We start from the raw sequence: 17395 nt of genomic DNA, 5'->3' as shown, positions 1-17395 counted from the left end.
GGGACCGCCCGAGGCGGCTCTCACATGCGGAACGACCAGGCTCTCACCGCGAACGCGGCACGCACCGCAGGCGAACCCGCAACACGCCGTGACCATCAGCCTCCCGACGGTGCCGGGACGGCACGCTACGGCTCCACCAGTTTCTGCTCGGCCCAGATCGTCTTGCCGTTCTCGCCGTAGCGCGTGCCCCAGCGGCCGGCCAGGGAGGCGACGAGGAACAGGCCCCGTCCGCCTTCGTCCTGCACCCGGGCATGCCGCAGGTGCGGCGCGGTGTCCGCGTCGTCGGACACCTCGATGGTCAGCGTCCGGTCCAGGATCAGCCGTAGCCGGATGGGCCCCTCGGCGTGCGTGATGACGTTGGTCGTCAGCTCGCTGACCACGAGTTCCATCACGGCGGCCTCCTCCTCCAGCCCCCAGCGGGACAGCCACTTCCGGGCCGCGCGCCTCGCCTCACCCACGGAGGCGGGCTGCGGGGGGAAGGTCCAGTCCACGACGTGCCCGGGATCCAGGTGCCGGGTCCTGGCCACGAGGAGCGCCGCCCCGTCCTGCGGGATGGTGCGCAGCACCTTGTACGAGGCCGCGTCGCAGATGTCCGTGGGGCGGGCCGCGACGTCGGCCAGCGTCTCCCACAGCCTGCGCAGCCGCTCGTCGGCCTCGGCCGGGTGGCGGTCCGCGCTGCCGTCCGAGTAGAGGGAGAGCAGGCTGCCGACCCCGAGTTCCGTGGTGGACGACTCGTAGGGAGTTCCGCGGCCGAGTGCCGGTCCGACGGGCACGCCGAGCCGGCTGACGACGCCCTCGGGACTGGTGATCAGCGGGGCCGGGTGACCCGCCGACGCCGCCGTGCACTGCCGCGTGACCGGGTCGTAGACCAGGTAGGCACACGTGGCGCTGAAGGGCGGCCGCCCCCGGTGGAGTGTCACCGGGTCGTCGTCCTGTTCGCGGCCCAGGCGCTGGGCGGCGTCGTCGAGGTGCGCCAGCAGTTCGTCGGGCGGCAGGTCCATCTCGGCCAGCGTGGAGACGGCGGTGCGCAGCCGGCCCATGGCGGTGGAGGCCTGGAGATCCTCGCCGGGAACGTATCCGATGACCAGGCCCACCCGGCAGCTGGACAGGTCCAGGACGTCGTACCAGTGCGCCCCGTAGCGTCCGGGCAGGTAGCAGTGGGCGGGCTCCACCGCCGACACCTCGGGCGGGGTGCGCGGCAGGAGGCTGCGCTGGAGCGCGGTGTTGACCGTGCGCTCGCGCGTGAAGCGACGGGCGTTGTCGACGCACAGGGCGGTGCACGCCGTCAGCTGGGAGGCCAGCGTCAGGTCCTCCTCGTCGAAGGTCTCGGAACGTGATTCCTTCCGGTAGAAGCTCACCAGGCCGAGGAGCAGTCCGTGCACGGTGAGCGGTGCCACGATCAGTGAGTGGACGCCCGCGCGGCTGAAGAACTCGGCGCGCAGTTGGTCGTGGTCCAGCCAGCCGTCGGCCGGCCGGACGGAGTTCACCAGCCGGGGGCGCAGATCGGCCAGCGCCTGCGTGTAGGGGGTGGGAAAGGCGAAGGAGCTGGCGCTGCCCACCGGGTAGGCGCCGTACCCGCCGTCGATGGCCCGGAACGCCGCGCGCCGCATGGGCAGCCGGCTGCTCACCGGACCGATCGGCGCGTCGCCGCTGAGAACCGATTCCAGCAGGTCGACCGCCACGGCGTCGGCGAAGCGGGGGACCGCCATGTCGGCGAGCTCCTGCGCCGTGCGCAGCGCGTCCAGGGAGGTGCCGATCTGCGAACGCGCGACGTTCAGGAGATCGAGTTCGTTCTGCTTGCGGACCGGTTCGGTGATGTCGTGGACCATGGCGGCCGCGCCGATCGCCCGGTCCCCGCCGCACAGGAGGAAGCCGCTGACGGCGTACACGTGCCGGTGGTGGGGGTCGTCGCTCGGGCGGGCGGGCACCCGCTGGTCGAGGACCGGGTGGCCGTCGCGCACGACCTCGCTCATGATCGGCCAGACCGGGATACCGGTGTCGAGGCTCTTCAACTCCGCCCCGACCACCTCTTCCTCCGGTTGACCGCGCATGGCCAGGGCCGCCGCGTTGGAGCGCAGCACGCGCAGGTCCAGGTCGTAGATCTCCAGGCCGGCGCGGGCCTGACGGAACAGCGCCACCTCGAAGTCGTCCGCGGGGTCGGGCACGTCGGTGCCGGTCATGGTCCGGCCACCCGATGTCGTTGCGCATGAGGCATGATCCACCTCATTTCTCCTCGACATAGGCCAGTTAACCCACCGACCACCCCGCCGCGCCACCGGGGCCACCGTCGAGCAGGAGGACGCCGGCCGCACACCCCGTGCGCGCGTCCCCGATCGGCGCGAGCCGCTACGTCCTCGTCATCGGAGCGCCCCTCAGCTCTCGCCGTCCGTGCTGGTCCGGACCCTCGGGGGCGGCTGGAAGCAGGCCGTGACGTCCTTGCCGCGCGGGCAGGGGTGGGTCTGCACGTCGTCGGCGAGGGCGTCGACCAGGAGCAGCCCCCGGCCCCCGAGGGCCGTGTCGTCGGCACCGCGTTGCTCGGGGAGGCGGCTGGACGCGTCGTGCACGGTCACATGCAGGCACTCCGTGTCCCACGTGAGGATGAGCTGCGCCGCGCTGCGGGCATGCACATGCGCGTTGGTCACCAGCTCCGACACCGCCAGCACGACCGAGTCCACCAGATCCGGTGCGGTCCGTTCCCAGTCGAGCGCCGCCAGATGCGCCCGCGTCCAGTCCCTGGCCGCCTTCACCCCGCTGCTCACAGGCAGCGAACGCGCCCAGCCCACGGCCCTCAGCGATGAGTCCTGCGCCACTGTCTCTCCTTCGGCCAGTCACGGTACTCACCTCGTGTTCCCGGTAATCCACGGACCCAACGTGCCCCCGCGCCGACGTCGTCCCGGCGTGTGCCACGTCCCGTCCGGGCCGTCGTGCGCTTTGATCGGCGTAGGAAGGCGTCGCGCCACGCGGGGCGCCGACGGGACGACGGAACGTCGATGGAGCGCTCGGCATGGTTGAGGAAGAGTCCGGCATCCCCCATTGGCTGTTCGGCGATCAGCTCGGCCCGCACTTCCTCGACCCGGCACGCGGCGGCCCGCACCGGGACGCGCCGGTCGTGATGATCGAGGCCCGCAGCGTCCTGCGGCGACGGCGGTTCCATCGCGCCAAGGCCCACCTGATCCTCTCGGCGATGCGGCATCGGGCGGCCGAACTCGGCGACCGCGTGCGCTACGTCAAGGCCGACACCTACCGCGAGGGACTGCGCGAGGCGGTGGGGGAGGGCGCCGTCACCGTGCGCCACCCCACCTCCCACGCGGCCCTCGCCTTCGTCCGCGCGCTGACCTCCGTACGCGTCCTGCCGGCGAGCGGCTTTCTCGTGACGCACGACGAGTTCAGGCGATGGGCGGACGACCGCGGCACGAAACACCTGCGCCAGGAGGACTTCTACCGCTGGGTCCGCCGGACGCACGACTTCCTGATGGAGGGCGACAGCCCCGTCGGTGGCCGCTGGAACCTGGACCACGACAACCGGCAGCCGCCGCCGCGCGGCGCCACCGAACTGGGCGTTCCGGCTCCCTACCGCCCTCGGGAGAGCGACATCGACGCCGAGGTGCGCGCCGACCTCGACCGCTGGTCGCGCGACGGCGACGTCGCGTTCGTCGGTGAGGACGCCCCTCGGGCCTTTCCCGCCACGCGACGGGAGGCCCTCGCCGCGCTCCGCCGCTTCGTCGAGCACCGGCTCGCCATGTTCGGCCCGTACGAGGACGCGGTGCTCGCGAAGGACGCGACGATGAGCCACAGCCTGCTCTCCTCCTCGCTCAACCTCGGGCTGCTGGACCCCGCCGAATGCGTCGAACGGGCCGAGGCCCGCTGGCGGTCGGGCGGCGCGCCGCTCAACAGCACCGAGGGCTTCGTGCGGCAGATCGCCGGGTGGCGCGAATTCGTGTGGCACGTCTACTGGTACTTCGGTCCGCGCTACCGCGAGAGCAACGCCCTGCGCCACCGCGAGCCACTGCCCGACTGGTTCACGGAGTTGTCCCCGGACGCCATCGGGGCGAACTGCCTCACCCAGGTCCTCGGGCAGGTCAGGGCGACGGGCTGGACCCATCACATTCCACGTCTGATGATCCTGGGCAGTTTCGCCCTGCAACGGGGGTGGGACCCTCGAGCCGTCACCGACTGGTTCCACCGCAGCTTCGTCGACGGCTACGACTGGGTCATGGTGCCGAACGTGGTCGGCATGTCGCAGTACGCCGACGGCGGCCGCATGACGACCAAGCCGTACACCTCCGCGGGCGCGTACATCGACCGCATGAGCGATCTGTGCGGGCCGTGCCGCTACAAGCCCTCCGTACGGGTCGGCGAGGACGCCTGCCCCTTCACCGCCGGGTACTGGAACCTCCTGCACCGGCACCGCGAGCGGTTCGCGCACAACGCCCGCATGACACAGGTGGTACGAGGGCTGGATCGCCTCCCGGATCTCGAGGAACTGCTGGAGCAGGAGCGCGACCGCCGCTACTGAGGCACCTGGCCCGAGAGGAACGGCACGTGGAGCGGAGCACGGGAGACGCCGCGTCGGAGGAACCCGAGCAGCAGGCGCTGTTCGACTGGCCGGGGGCGGCACCTGGACGCACGGGGCACGCGCCGTTCCGGGACGGCCCGGCGGCACGCCGGATCCTCCAGGTGCGGGAGGTCTACGCGGAACCGGCGGCCCTCGCCTCCCCGCGCGGCCGGGAGATCATGGCACGGCTGCCGGGCGTGCGGGTGACCGAGGTCGCCGGCCACTGGCGCATCCCGTCCCTGCACGGCAACGAGGGCAACGTCGGCCGGTGGGTCCGCATCAAGACCGAGACGCTCGTCCTCGGGGTCAAGCGCACCCTCACGACGCGCCCCAACGGAAGGTCGGCCGACTGGATCGCGCCGGGCCCCTCCAACGGATGCGCGATGGCCTGCGCCTACTGCTACGTCCCCCGCCGCAAGGGGTACGCCAACCCCATCACGGTGTTCACCAACATCGAAGCGATCATCGCCCATGTCCGCCGGCACGTACGGGCCCAAGGGCCCAAGACGCGACCCAACCAGTGCGACCCCGAGGCCTGGGTCTACGACATCGGTGAGAACGGCGACTGCTCCGTGGACGCCCTGGTGTGCGACAACACGGCGGATCTCGTCGCCGCCTTCCGGTCGCTGCCCACCGCGAAGGCCTCCTTCGCGACCAAGTTCGTCAATCCCGACCTGCTCGCACTCGACCCGCAAGGGCGCACCCGGGTGCGCTTCTCCCTCATGCCGGCGGACGACGCCCGCCTCCTCGACCTCCGCGCCAGCCCCGTCGACGAGCGGATCGCCGCCGCGGCCGACTTCCTGGACGCCGGTTACGAGGTCCACTTCAACCTCTCACCCGTCGTGCTGCGCCCGGGATGGGAGCGGGACTGGGCCGATCTGTTCGCACGGCTCGACGACGTCCTGCCCGCCCGGGTCAAGGATCAGGCGGCGGCCGAGATCATCATGCTCACCCACAACCAGTCCCTGCACGAGGTCAACCTGGGATGGCACCCTCGCGCCGAGGAGATGCTGTGGCGGCCCGACATCCAGGAGACCAAGCGGTCGCAGAACGGAGCCCTCAACGTCCGGTACGCACTCGAGACCAAGCAGCGGGCCCTGACGACCGTCCGGGGACTGCTGGCGGAGCACGCGCCGTGGCTCCGGATCAGGTACGCCTTTTGAGGTGAGACAGCGCACACCCGGCCGATCGGTCCGAGTTGTGTGGTTTGGGTGTGGCTTCCCGGGGTGGCTTGCAACGGCGGAGCAGGTACGGGACTGTTGCCGGACGACATCTGTTGTCCACGGCAGGAAGGTGGTGAGGTGCGCACCGCGCGTGCCTCCATTTGTGAATGCATCCCGCGGGTTTCCCGCCCGTCCGGCCGACGCCGCCCCCCGGGGCGACGCGTCCTGGACCGAGGCGCCCTTTCCCGTGCTGGTCGTCGACCGGCACGGCGGCTTGGCGCGGATCAACGAAGCCGCCCGCGCACTCCTGCCCGCGGCGGCCGGCGGAGCCCCCCTGGTCGAGGCGGTACCGTCCTGGCTCGCGGAAGCCCACCAGCACCTCGGCCACGACGCGCCCCCCGTCTCCGTGATCCCGCCGAGCGGCGCCATCGACGACCGGCACTTCGAGGCGCATCCCACCCTCGCGGACGACGGCGACGTGGTGTGGTGGCTGGTCGACGAGACGAACCGGCGCCTGGCCGAGTCGGCGCTGAGGACCGCGCAGCAGCGCTCGGAGGTCCTCTCGAAGGCCTCCAGCGCCCTGCTGTCCACGCTGAACGTGCCGCGCTGCATGGAGGTGGCCGCCTCCATGGCCGCGGAGCATCTCGCCGAGGCCGCCGTCCTCGTCGCCCCGCCCCAGGGGCGCGGCCACCAGATCACCTACGCCCGTCAGGGCGGACCCGTGACGCAGACGACCCGGAAGGTCGACGTCGCGGCCGTGCCCGGTCTGGCCGAGGCACTGCAGGGCTATCCGCCCGTGCCGGCCCGCTGGATCGACCCGGCCGCCATTCCCGACTGGCTGATCCCGGAGGGCTTCGCCGGGCCGGTCGGCTCGGTGATCGTCACGCCCCTGCCCGGCCACGGGGTGCCCGCGGGAGCCCTCATCCTGCTGCTGTCCAGCACCGAGCAGGCGTTCACGCCGGGTGAGGAGATCTTCGCCCGCCTGTTCGCCGCCCGCGCCGGGGCCGCGCTGTCCGCCGCCCGCCTCTACACGGAACAGGCCGCCATCACCGCCACGTTGATGCGCGAACTGCTGCCGCCCGCACTGCGCAACGTCCAAGGCGTCGAGTACGCCGGCAGCTACCGCGCGGCCAAGGACCACGAGCGCATCGGCGGCGACTTCTACGACGTCCACCCCGGCGCGAACTCCGCCGACGAGACCCTCGTCGTCCTCGGGGACGTCGCGGGCAAGGGCCTGGACGCGGCGGTCCTGACCGGCAAGATCCGCAACACGCTGCACGCGCTGCTGCCGCTCGCCGAGGACCACGAGCGGATCCTCAACCTGCTCAACGGCGCCCTGCTGAACTCGCACCACGCACGCTTCGCCACCCTCGTCCTGGCCTCCGTGCGCCGCCGGGACGGCGCAGTCCATCTGCGGCTGACCAGCGCCGGACACATGCCACCGCTGATCGTCCGCGCCGACGGCACGGTGGAGGAGGCGCCCACGAACGGCACCCTGGTGGGCGCGCTGCCGGCCGTCACGGCGCGGACGGCGCACACGGTGCTGGCGCCCGGCGAGACGTGCCTGCTCTACACCGACGGCATCACCGAAGCCCGTGGCGGCCCGCTGGGCGACGAGTTCTTCGGCGAACGCCGCCTCAGGCGGGCACTCGCCGAGTGCGCCGGCATGCCCGCGGAGGCGGTCGTGGAGCGCATCCAGATGCTGGCCGCCCAGTGGCTCGGCACGGGCCGGCACGACGACATGGCCGCGGTCGCCATCAGCGCGCCCAGGGCGAGCCACCAGGCGACCCCCGACGGCGACCGAGGCGGCCGGCGCAGCGGGAGGACCACGTGACGCACACCGCCGCGACGGCCCCGCTGCCCGAACAGCTGTGGCACGCGGTGGCCGACGGCGACGAATTCGGGGCCGCCGACATCCTGCACACGGCACTGGCCGAGGGGGTCGACGAGGAGACACTCCTCCTGGACGTGATCGCGCCCGTCCAGGAGAGGATCGGCGCCGAGTGGGCGGCCGACCGCATCACCGTCGCCCAGGAACATGCCGCCACCGCCATCAACGAGCGCGTCATCGCCTCACTCGCCCATCGCGGGCGGGCGGGCGAGCGCCGGCGACCCGACCGCGGGCGAGTGACCGTCAGCTGCGTCGACGGCGAGTGGCACGCCCTGCCCGCCCGGCTGGTCTCCGAGGTGCTCCGCCTGCGCGGCTGGCAGGTCGACCACCTCGGGGCCCAGGTCCCCACCTCGCATCTGATCGCCCACCTGCACCGCACCAACCCCGACGCCGTCCTGCTGTCCGGATCGATCCCCACCCATCTGCCCACCGCGCACGCCGCCATCACGGCCTGCCAGGCCATAGGGGTTCCCGTCCTGGCCGGCGGCCGTACCTTCGGCCCCGACGGCCGCTACGCCCGTGCCCTGGGGGCCGACCGGTGGGCGGGGGACGCACGCGCCGCGGCCGCCGTGCTGGCGGAAGGCATCCCGCGACCGGACGCCTCGGCGGTCCGGCAGGCGGTGGACGACCTTCCCCACCTGGAGGACCAGGAGTACACCCTGGTCGTCCAGTCCCGTCCGCAGATCGTCAAGCAGAGCCTGGTGGATCTGGAGGACCGTTTCCCTGGGATGCGCGACTACGGCGAGGACCAGCGCGAGCGCACCGCGGAGGACCTCGCGCACATCGTCGACTTCCTCGCCACCGCCCTCTACGTCGACGACCCCGACCTCTTCACGCAGTTCCTCACCTGGACCGCCGGGATCCTCCAGGCCCGCGACGTCCCGGCCCGGTCGTTGCTCACCGGTCTCGAAACGCTCGGCGGCCAGTTGCGTGACTTCCCCCGCACCCAGCGCCTGCTCCACGAGGGCGCCCGGGCTCTCCTGAGCCTTGACACCGTGGCTCCCGTTCACGACATCGGCACCGGCGTATGACCTCCCTGCATCCCACCGAATTCACCCTCAGCGTCGTGCGCGCACCGCACACCCTGACCGTGCGCGTGGCCGGCGAACTCGACTACGACACGAGCGGTGACCTGACCGAGGCCGTCGCCGAGCAGCTGGCCGAGGCCGGGCCCGTGCGCGACGTACGCCTCGACTTCAGAGATCTGACCTGGCTCGACTCCACAGGCCTGTCCGCGCTGCTGATGGTCCACCGCCGTACCAGCGCCCTCGGCGCCCGGCTCCATCTCGACAACCGGCCGGACGTCCTGGAGCGGATGCTCCGTATGACCAATGTCCTGGAGCACCTCACCGCGGCCCCGGAATCCCGAGGCGTTGTCGGTGGTGCGACCGGGTGAGATACTGACGCGCCGCGAGATCACCGGAGCGTACGAGGGGTGCGATGGGCCAGGCCGTGGCCGGAGCCATGCTGCAGGTTGCGGACGTGCACAAGTCCTACGGGCGGGGCGCCGGGGCCGTTCACGCCCTGCGCGGCGTCTCCTTCGAGGTTCCCCGGGGTGAACTCGTCGCTCTGAAGGGACGCTCGGGCTCGGGCAAGACCACCCTGCTCAACATCGTCGGCGGGCTGGACGAGCCGGACAGCGGACGCGTCACCGTCGACGGGCTGCGCCTCCAGGACCAGGACGAGGACGCCCTCCTCGGGCTGCGCCGGGAGCGCATCGGCTTCGTCTTCCAGTCCTTCGGGCTCATCCCCATCCTCACGGCGGCCGAGAACGTGGGCGTCCCGCTGCGGCTTCGCAGGGCGGACCCCCGCGAGCGGCGTGAACGCGTCGAACTGCTGTTGGCACTCGTCGGACTCGCCGACCATGCCGCCCAGCGCCCCGGCGAGTTGTCGGGCGGCCAGCGCCAGCGCGTCGCGATCGCCCGGGCCCTGGCCAACAGTCCCTCGATCCTGATCGCCGACGAGCCGACCGGCCAGTTGGACGCGGAGACCGGGCACTCGGTGATGGAACTGCTGCGCGCAGTCGTCCGCAGCGAGCAGATCACCGCTCTCGTCGCCACCCACGACCCGACACTCCTCGACCTGGCCGACCGCGTACTGGAGTTGCGGGACGGCGAGATCGCCGAGTCCTAGGGCGCACGGAGAGCCGGAGCCGCCCTCACCACGGAAAGAATCGGACATCACCGTGCCGACCGGACAGCACCCCGCCACCATCCGCCCCGCCACCGGGGCCGACCTGGACGAGCTCCAGGCTCTCGCGCGTCGCACGATCGACACCTGCTATCGCGGATTCCTCGGCGACGAGGCGGTGGAGTGGTTCATCGGCAGCGGCGCTTCGGACGCCCATGTGAAGAGCCATCTGGAACGGGGCGGCGTGCACTGCCTCAGCCAGGGCGGCCCGATCGCCGGCTTCTCCGTCCTCGACGGGCCGACGATCGACCTCATGATGATCGACCCGGAGCGACACCGCCGAGGACTGGGCCGCCTTCTGCTGCGGCACGCCGAGGAAACTCTCCTCGCCCGGTACGCGACCGTCCGCCTGGAGACCTTCACCGCCAACACCGGGGCCATGGCGTTCTACGAGGCGTGCGGTTGGGTCCGCGGTGGTCTGCTGGAGGGCGCGGGGCCGCCCAAGGCCGAGTACACCAAGGACGCCACGGCCGGCTGAGGCCTTCGGGGCTACCCGTCGGCCGCGGCGCCGCCCGTGCGGTGGTGGGGCGGTGCGTCGTCCGGGCGGACGGCTATGTGGTCGGGTTCCAGTTCCAGCGCGACGCGGTCGCGCATGCCGAGGGCCCGGGTGTAGTCGGCGGGAAGCTGGAGCCGGCCGGCCCGGTCGAGCATGGCGTACTCGCGGGCGACCAGGGTCTCCTGACCGGTGGCGGAGTCGACCTCGCTGCGGCGCAGCACCTCCGTGGACGTGCGGCCGTCCCGGATGGCGACCGTGCGGCGGACCTCACCGGCGACGGACTGGTCGTGCGTGACGATCACGATGGTGGTGCCCAGGGCCTCGTTGGCGGTGCGGAAGGCGGCGAAGACCTGTTCGGCCGTGTGGGAGTCGAGTTCGCCGGTGGGCTCGTCGGCGAGCAGGATCGCGGGGTCGTTCGCGAGGGCGACCGCGAGCGCGACGCGCTGCTGCTGGCCGCCGGACATCTGGTGCGGCCGGCGGTCGCGGCACTCGGCGACGTCCAGCAGGCCGAGGAGTTCGAGGGTGCGCTCGGCCCGGGTACGGCGGCGGCCCCAGGCGCGGGCGAGCTGCATCGGGAGGGCGACGTTCTGGGCGGCGGTGAGGTACGGCAGGAGGTTGCGTGAGGTCTGCTGGAAGATGAAGCCGACGGTCTCGCGACGGTAGGCGAGGCGTTCCTTGGCGGACATGGCGAGCAGGTCGTGCCCGGCGACCCGGGCCGCGCCGGCGGTGGGTCTGTCGAGTCCGGCCAGGATGTTCATGAGCGTGGACTTGCCGCTGCCGGAGGCTCCGACCAGCGCCATCACCTCGCCCTCGTGGACCAGGAGATCGAGGCCTTGCAGCGCCTGGACCTCCACGCCGTCGGCGGAGAAGATCCGTACCAGTCGGTCGCAGGTGATCAGGGCGTCGTGACCGTAGACGGCGGCGTCGCGCGTCGCGCGGGCCCGGTCGGCCAGCTCGTGGAAGGTCGGACTGCTGCTCATCGGCTGCTCCTTGGCGGCAGGAGGGGCACGGGCCGGTGCCGGAGGGGAATTCTTCGCGCGGTGGTGTTCATCGACTAGTGGTCACCCAGCCTCAGTTCGTGGACCGAGCCGCCGCGCCTGCCGGTCCACCAGGCCTGGCCGGCGGCCACAGCGATGGCCAGCACCAGCACGGTGAGCGCCGGAACCGCCAACGAGGGCGGGTCGATGCGCAGTTCGGCCCCGTCGAGTGCCGACGGCGAGGCCAGGGCGACGGTCGTGAGGTCGATCCCGGGCGACAGCAGGTGGACGCAGGCCCAGCCCGCCAGCAGGCCGCCCGCCGCGGCCACGAAGGCCTGCGGGAGGGCTTCGAGGACCAGCAGCCGACGACTCTGCGCGCGGCTCAGCCCCATCGTGCGCAGCCGGGCGAGCAGCGCACGGCGTTCGGGCGCGGCGCGCAGCACGGTCAGCAGGAGGGTGAGCACGGCGTAGCCGGCGCCCGCCGCGACCGCGGCACCGTACAGCCGCTCCGCACCCGACTGGAGAGGTGAGTCGACGTACCGCTCGCGTTCCTCGGCACGCAGGCGAACCGTTGCCCCCGTTCCCTTGGCCGCCGAGCGCAACGCCGGGCCGTCGAGGGTGTCCCCGCTCAGCAGCAAGGTGGTCGCAGCCGCTGCGCCGCGAGGCAGCGCGGAGCGGTCCACGACGAGGAAGTCGTCGCCGAACACGGCCGGGGTGCGCTCCCTGACCAGGACGATCCGGACGGTGACGGCGGTGCCGTCCTCCAGTAGGACGGAGAAGGAATCCGTGCCGTACTCGTCGGCCACGGGAGGTGACGCCAGCGCGGGCAGGGGGCCGGCCGTGCCGCCGTGCCGCAGCCGCGCCGCGTCGAACGGCCCGAGCCCGGTGCCCTGCGCCAGGCGCGCGTACGCGGCGGGGTCCACACCGGCCAGCGGCACGGATCGGCTGCTCAGTTCCGGCCTCGCCTCCGGCGTGAGGCTCGCCTCCGTCGCGTCCCGTACGCCGGGCAGCCGGCCGACGCGGTCGGACAGTGCCCGGGGCAGTGTGCCGGTGGACGTCTCGACACGGCCGTCGGCGCCGACGGCCATGAGCGCGGCCTGGTCGCGGGCAGCGCTGACGCCTGCCAGGAACGAGCCGCCGAACGCGGCCGTCGTGAGGGCGCTCAGCAGGGCCAGCAGCGGCAGCACGGCGAAGCCGGAGGCGCGGGAAGCGCGGGCCAGCGACAACGGCAGCACCACGCCGCGCATCCGCTCGGCCGACCTGCCCAACGCCCGCAACGGCAGCGGGTAGAGGCGCACCAGCAGCAGGGCCGCGACCACGCCGGTCAGCACCGGGGCGGCGGCCACCAGCGCGGTGCTCTGCGCACCCTGCCGTCGCAGGGCGAGGACCGCTCCCAGCGCGATCACCAGCACGGTGAGTTCCGCGACCGTCCGATGCCGCGAGGGCCGGGCCGAGGCGAGGTCCTCCCGGCCCTCGTGCGTCCGCACCGCACGGTGCGCCGTCACGGCGCGTAGGGGGAGGGCCAGACAGGCGACCACGGTGACGGCGAGGGCGGCGACGGCGGCGGGTGCGGTGCGGGCACCGGGCAGGACCAGCAGCGCGGCGGCCAGCCCGAGGGCCCCGGCCGGCACGGCCGCGACGGCCGTCTCCGCCGACAGCCGCGCGGCGAGGCCCGGCAGTGAGACGCCCCGGGCACGCAGCAGAGTGAGCTCGGCGCGCCGCCGGTCGGCCGTGACGCCGCCGGTCATGGCCAGGACGATCAGGACGAGGGTGCCGGTGCCGACGGCGGCGATGAGGAGCAGCGGTTCGATGCCCGACCGCAGTCGGGCATGGTCCGCGAGGACGTCGTCGAGATGTGTCTGGGCCTCCAGGTCCGGGTCGACGACCTCCCGCAGGCGCTGCACTCCGGGGCCCGACTCCAGTGCCGCGACGGCGGACGAGAGCCGGTCGACCTGGTGCCCGCGCAGGGCGGTGATGTCGGGCGCCACCTGCCAGTACCGGTAGGGATTGCCGGCGGTGCCCAGCAGGGCGGGGCCGGCGTCGGGGGCGAGGAGCAGGCCGCCTAGCCAGTAGACGTCCGTCGGCGCGCTGCCGGGCAGACGGCTCAGCGCGGGGGTGCGCAGGACCGGCAGGGCCGACCAGTAGGCGCCCGCGGGGGAGCGCGGGGCGACGATGCCGGTGACCTGGACGCGCAGTACGCCGTCCGGGCCGGGCACGTGGATCCGCGAGCCCACGCGGATGCGCAGGCTGCGAGCGGTGTCCGTGGTCACGGCGGCCTCGACCTGCCTGGTCCCCGCGGTCACGGGTCCGCCCGTGGTGCGGGGCAGTCGGCCCGCGGTGAGCCGGGCATGGGAGGCCAGTTCCTGCTGGGCGGCGAGCACCACCTGGGCGGGCAGTCCGCTGGGCCGGGGAAGCCAGGTGTCGGCCGTGGGCAGGCCGGCGGCCGTCCGCACGCCGTACGAGGACTGCGCGGCGTCGGGCACCAGCGGGGCCTCGGCCGCGGCGAGGACCTTCGCCTGCGCCGCGGCCAGCGGACCGGACCGCAGGGCCGCCTCCGCCTCGGTGACCGTGGCGGCCCAGGGCGGCGAGGCCTGCAACTGCACCGTCGTCCGGTCGGGAAGGGCCTGCTCGGCAGCCCGGCGCAGACCCGCGTCGGCGTACCGGTCGACGGCGCGCGGGTACGCGGCGGCCAGAGCGGCGGTCACGGCCACCAGCAGCGCGAGCGCGACGGACGTACCGGCGAAGGCCCGCAGCCGGGTCCGCAACCGGGCCGGGAACACCTCGGCCCGTCCACGCGGCGGCGTCGCGTCCGCTCCTCGGCCCTGACCCGGCACCGGCTGCGCGCTCACTCGGCCACCTCGTCCCTGAGAGTCACCACTGGCTTCGTCCGCCGCAGGGCGAGGGCCGCGGTCACCAGGACCGGACCGGCGGCGAGAGCCGCCAGCAGGACCGCCAGGCGGGGGAGCGGGAGTTCGACGAGGACGGGCGGGAGCGGCCTGGTGGCCTGCCCGGTCAGGACGACCAGGGGGACCAGCGCGTGGGTCAGCACGGCGCCGAGGGCGGTGCCGGCCAGCAGCGCCAGGCCCACGAGCACGCCGTGCTCGACGGCGATCAACCGGGCCAGCCGCCGACGCGGTGCTCCCAGGGCGCGCAGCACGGCGAACTCGCCGTCCCGTGCCCGTATCGCCCCCGCCGCGCTGACCGCGAAGCCGAGCGAGGCGAACAGCACCGTCACCGCGGCCGCCGCGACCAGTGCCGCCTCGGGGGCCACGCCGAACGGGTCGTCCTCGAGTTCCGCCGCCATCTCGTCGCGCACCACCACCTGGGCGGGATCGACCTCGGGCAGGGCCCGCACGGCCGCCGCGGCGGCACCGGGCGCGGACGTGCGCAGCCACCACTCGGTGGGCTGCAGGCCGGTGCCGTAGCGGGCCCGCAGCACCCGGTTGACGGACCGGAGATCGACCAGCAGGGCCCCACCGTCCTGCGCGGTGGACTCGGTGGTGGGCAGGGCGCGCGCGGTGCGGACGAGGCGTACCGGCACGGTCCGGCCGTCGAACGCCACGTCCACGCGCTGCCCCTCGCGGGCGCCCGCGGCGGTGAGGAAGCGGTCGGTGGCGACCGCGGCGATCTCCGGTGCCGCGGGCTGTGCGACGTTCAGCCGGACCACCAGCGGTGAGGGTGGCGACATGCTGTCGCGCGGCAGATAGCCGGTGCCGTACGTCAGGGTGACGGGTGCCGTCGAGGTGATCCGCGGTCGGGTCGGCTCGGTACTGCCGTCGGTGGACGGGACGGCCGACTCGGCCTCGGCGGTGGTCGACCACCTGCTCGGCAACGTCAGTTTGCGCACCGCGCCTTCGGCGGCCTCGGCCGTGAGCGCGGTGAGGACCAGGCGCTGTCGCTGGGCACGGCCGGTCGGTTGCGTCGTACGCAGCGCGATCCCGGTCAGGGCCAACGGGCCACGGGCGCCGTCGAGGTCGGGGGTCAGCGCGTGCGGGCCGCCGTCTGCGGGGAGACGGCCGGACGGTATCTCGTGGCTGGTGCCGTGACGGTCGCGCACGGTGAGGGTGACCTCCGCTGCGGCCCCTCGTGCCGGGCCGTGCAGCGCGGCGGTCAGCATGAGGCGGACCGTGCCCGCGGGCACCTCGATGCCGGCGGGCTCACCGCGCGGCGCGAGCCCGGAGAGCGACGGACGGTCCGTCAGGTCGCTCCGCATCAGGACCGTCCCGGCCGCGTCGTCGGTGTTCAGGGCCAGCACGGTCGCGGTCCGGCTGCCGGAGAGCGACAGGGTGGTGCGTACGGCGGCGGCGACCGCGTCGACGTGGGGGAGGTCGGCGTAGGCGTCCGCGCCGCCCGGCCCGCCGCCCCCGGAGGCGAGGACCCGCACGTCGGCTCCCGCCCGGAAATCGGCCTGGTCGTCCTGGGAACGGTGCCAGGACGCGCCCTGACCGACCGCCAGCACACCGAGCGCCACCGAGATGACCAGGAGCAGCACCGGACCGGCGCCACGCATCGGACGGCGACCGAACTGCCAGCCGACCATGGCCGCGGTCAGCCCCCGCCCCTCCACCAGCCGGCGCTCCGCGATCCGTGCCGCCAGGGGCAGCAGCCGCAGCACGAGGACCGTTCCGCCGAGCAGGACGAGAGCGGGCGCGACCACCAGCAGCGGGTCGACCCCGAGAACCCCCTCCCGGTCGGCGGTGACGGCGCCCGAACGTTGGCTGCCGAGCTGCCACAGGGCCACGCCTGCCACGGCGAGCAGTCCGAGGTCCGCTCCGGCCCGCAACGACGCGGGCAGCGCCCCCGCACGCGAACCGGCGGTGCCCGCGAAGGACGCCCGCAGCGCCGGGACGGCCACCGCCAGCGCGCACAGCGCGGCCACACCCGCGGAGACCAGCCAGACCTCCGGCCGACCGCCGGGCGGCACGTCGAGACGCATCCCTGTCCGGCCCAGCGCGCCCTGCCCCGCCAGCAGCCGCGTCAACGGCCCCGACAGCAGCGGCGCGACCACCAGCGCGGGCACGGAGATGAGCAGGGCCTCCGTCGCGGCCAGCCCCGCCAGCCGTGCCCGGGTGGCACCGCGGGCCCGCAACAACCGTGTCTCGGCCGCCCGTTCGGAGCTGAGCAGGCCCGCGACGAGCAGGAGGGCGCAGGCCGCCAGCAGAGCGAGCTGGACGGCGACGATCAGCACGGTGGATCGGGTGACGAGCAACGAGCGTTCGACCCGGTCCAGCACCTCGGGCAGCGACGTGGCCGCGACGGTCGCACCGCTGAGCACGGGCCGCTCACGCAGGGCCGCGCTCCCCGTGCGCGCGGACTCGCGCAGCGCCCCTATGCGCGCCGTCGTCATCGAGGAGTAGTCGGCCGTCACCAGCCAGCCCGACGCGCCGACACTGACCCGTCCCGACGCCGGTACACCGGGGGCGGTGAGCAGGGGACCGTACGTCGTGAAACTGGACGCCTTCACCCCGCGGCCGCCCAGTTCGTCCAACTCCCAGTAGGACGCGCCGACATCGACCGGCAGGTACACGCCGGTGATCAGCACGCGTACCGCGGGACCCCCCAGACGGTCGGTGACGGTCAGCCGGGCGCCGGGCGACAGCCCGAGCCGTTCGGCGGCGCTCCGCGGCAGCGCGGCCTCGATGTACCCGGCGGTCGCCGGCGTGCGCGGCAGCCGTCCGGAGACGGTCCGCACCTGGGTGCGATCGAGCGCGGCGAAGTGCGTGAGGTCCGGGTTCTCGTTCCGCTCGGACGCCGGTCGTACCGTGACCGGCAGCGCGTAGGGACCGGACCGCAACAGGGTGCTCACCCGTAGCGGCAGCCCGTCGAAGGTCGCACGGGCGCCCGCGCGCACGGCGTCGTCGGCCGCCTGCCGTTCGCCGCCCGGCACGTCGGCCTTGACGACGAGCGCGGCCTCGGCGGCCGTGCCCCGCTCGGCGAGCGACCGCCGCAGTGCCGCGTCGCCGATCGCGCCCGCGTACGCGGTGAGCGCGGCCAGCACGGCGGTGGTCAGCACGACGGTCACCAGGGCGGCGGCGAGCAGGGAGCGATACACCCATGCCCGCAGTGCCAGGAACCGCAACACGCCCGCGGGCGCCGCTCGCTCTCCCACCCATCCCCCCGTAT

General features: G+C 73.7%; 12 protein-coding genes. 7 read left to right on the top strand and 5 right to left on the bottom strand.

Annotated elements, in window-relative coordinates; all coding sequences use genetic code 11:
• Positions 1-125: 125 nt before the first annotated feature.
• Together ACIP2X_RS10265 and ACIP2X_RS10260 are read right to left on the bottom strand one after the other, a co-directional pair.
• Positions 126-2180: a SpoIIE family protein phosphatase gene (locus ACIP2X_RS10265; RefSeq protein WP_401670051.1), complete on the bottom strand. Its 2055-nt coding sequence runs from the start codon at positions 2178-2180 to the stop codon at positions 126-128.
• A gap of 192 nt (positions 2181-2372) precedes the next feature.
• Positions 2373-2810, bottom strand: a complete 438-nt coding sequence (locus ACIP2X_RS10260; RefSeq protein ID WP_401670049.1) for an ATP-binding protein — start codon at positions 2808-2810, stop codon at positions 2373-2375.
• Positions 2811-3004: 194 nt separating this feature from the next.
• On the opposite strand from ACIP2X_RS10260, the gene ACIP2X_RS10255 reads away from it, so the two are divergent.
• From ACIP2X_RS10255 to ACIP2X_RS10225, 7 genes are all read left to right on the top strand, one after another.
• Positions 3005-4516: a cryptochrome/photolyase family protein gene (locus ACIP2X_RS10255; RefSeq protein WP_401670047.1), complete on the top strand. Its 1512-nt coding sequence runs from the start codon at positions 3005-3007 to the stop codon at positions 4514-4516.
• 77 nt (positions 4517-4593) lie between these two features.
• Complete coding sequence (locus ACIP2X_RS10250) at positions 4594-5718, top strand: spore photoproduct lyase family protein (RefSeq protein ID WP_401672278.1); 1125 nt, start codon at positions 4594-4596, stop codon at positions 5716-5718.
• Positions 5719-5881: 163 nt separating this feature from the next.
• Entirely contained in the window at positions 5882-7552 is a 1671-nt protein-coding gene (locus ACIP2X_RS10245; RefSeq protein ID WP_401670045.1) for a PP2C family protein-serine/threonine phosphatase, read from the top strand.
• Positions 7549-8640: a B12-binding domain-containing protein gene (locus ACIP2X_RS10240; RefSeq protein ID WP_401670043.1), complete on the top strand. Its 1092-nt coding sequence runs from the start codon at positions 7549-7551 to the stop codon at positions 8638-8640. Before ACIP2X_RS10245 ends, ACIP2X_RS10240 begins: the two co-directional genes overlap by 4 nt.
• 35 nt (positions 8641-8675) lie before the next feature.
• Positions 8676-9005, top strand: coding sequence for an STAS domain-containing protein (locus ACIP2X_RS10235; protein WP_401670040.1), 330 nt, complete (start codon positions 8676-8678; stop codon positions 9003-9005).
• 44 nt (positions 9006-9049) lie between these two features.
• Positions 9050-9742: an ABC transporter ATP-binding protein gene (locus ACIP2X_RS10230; RefSeq protein ID WP_401670037.1), complete on the top strand. Its 693-nt coding sequence runs from the start codon at positions 9050-9052 to the stop codon at positions 9740-9742.
• 52 nt (positions 9743-9794) lie between these two features.
• Positions 9795-10277, top strand: a complete 483-nt coding sequence (locus ACIP2X_RS10225; RefSeq protein WP_401670035.1) for a GNAT family N-acetyltransferase — start codon at positions 9795-9797, stop codon at positions 10275-10277.
• A gap of 11 nt (positions 10278-10288) precedes the next feature.
• Here ACIP2X_RS10225 and ACIP2X_RS10220 read toward each other — a convergent pair whose 3' ends face one another.
• The 3 genes from ACIP2X_RS10220 to ACIP2X_RS10210 form a co-directional block, all read right to left on the bottom strand.
• Positions 10289-11275 carry an ABC transporter ATP-binding protein gene (locus ACIP2X_RS10220; RefSeq protein WP_401670032.1) on the bottom strand — a complete coding sequence of 329 codons (987 nt, stop codon included), beginning with the start codon at positions 11273-11275 and terminating at the stop codon, positions 10289-10291.
• A 74-nt stretch (positions 11276-11349) separates the two neighbouring features.
• Entirely contained in the window at positions 11350-14121 is a 2772-nt protein-coding gene (locus tag ACIP2X_RS10215) for an FtsX-like permease family protein (RefSeq protein ID WP_401670030.1), read from the bottom strand.
• Positions 14118-17381, bottom strand: coding sequence for an FtsX-like permease family protein (locus ACIP2X_RS10210; RefSeq protein ID WP_401670027.1), 3264 nt, complete (start codon positions 17379-17381; stop codon positions 14118-14120). Before ACIP2X_RS10210 ends, ACIP2X_RS10215 begins: the two co-directional genes overlap by 4 nt.
• Positions 17382-17395: the final 14 nt, after the last annotated feature.

The organism is Streptomyces sp. NPDC089424, assembly GCF_044749345.1.
Classification (GTDB): domain Bacteria; phylum Actinomycetota; class Actinomycetes; order Streptomycetales; family Streptomycetaceae; genus Streptomyces.
The sequence above is the reverse complement of the archived record's forward strand: the minus strand, read 5'-3'. Positions and strand labels throughout refer to the sequence as shown.

What these genes read in the sequence shown, in the direction of transcription:
- ACIP2X_RS10230 (WP_401670037.1), top strand. Translation starts at nt 9,050, where the DNA reads ATGGGCCAGGCCGTGGCCGGAGCCATGCTGCAGGTTGCGGACGTGCAC.
- ACIP2X_RS10265 (WP_401670051.1), bottom strand. Translation starts at nt 2,180, where the DNA reads ATGACCGGCACCGACGTGCCCGACCCCGCGGACGACTTCGAGGTGGCG.
- ACIP2X_RS10255 (WP_401670047.1), top strand. Translation starts at nt 3,005, where the DNA reads ATGGTTGAGGAAGAGTCCGGCATCCCCCATTGGCTGTTCGGCGATCAG.
- ACIP2X_RS10220 (WP_401670032.1), bottom strand. Translation starts at nt 11,275, where the DNA reads ATGAGCAGCAGTCCGACCTTCCACGAGCTGGCCGACCGGGCCCGCGCG.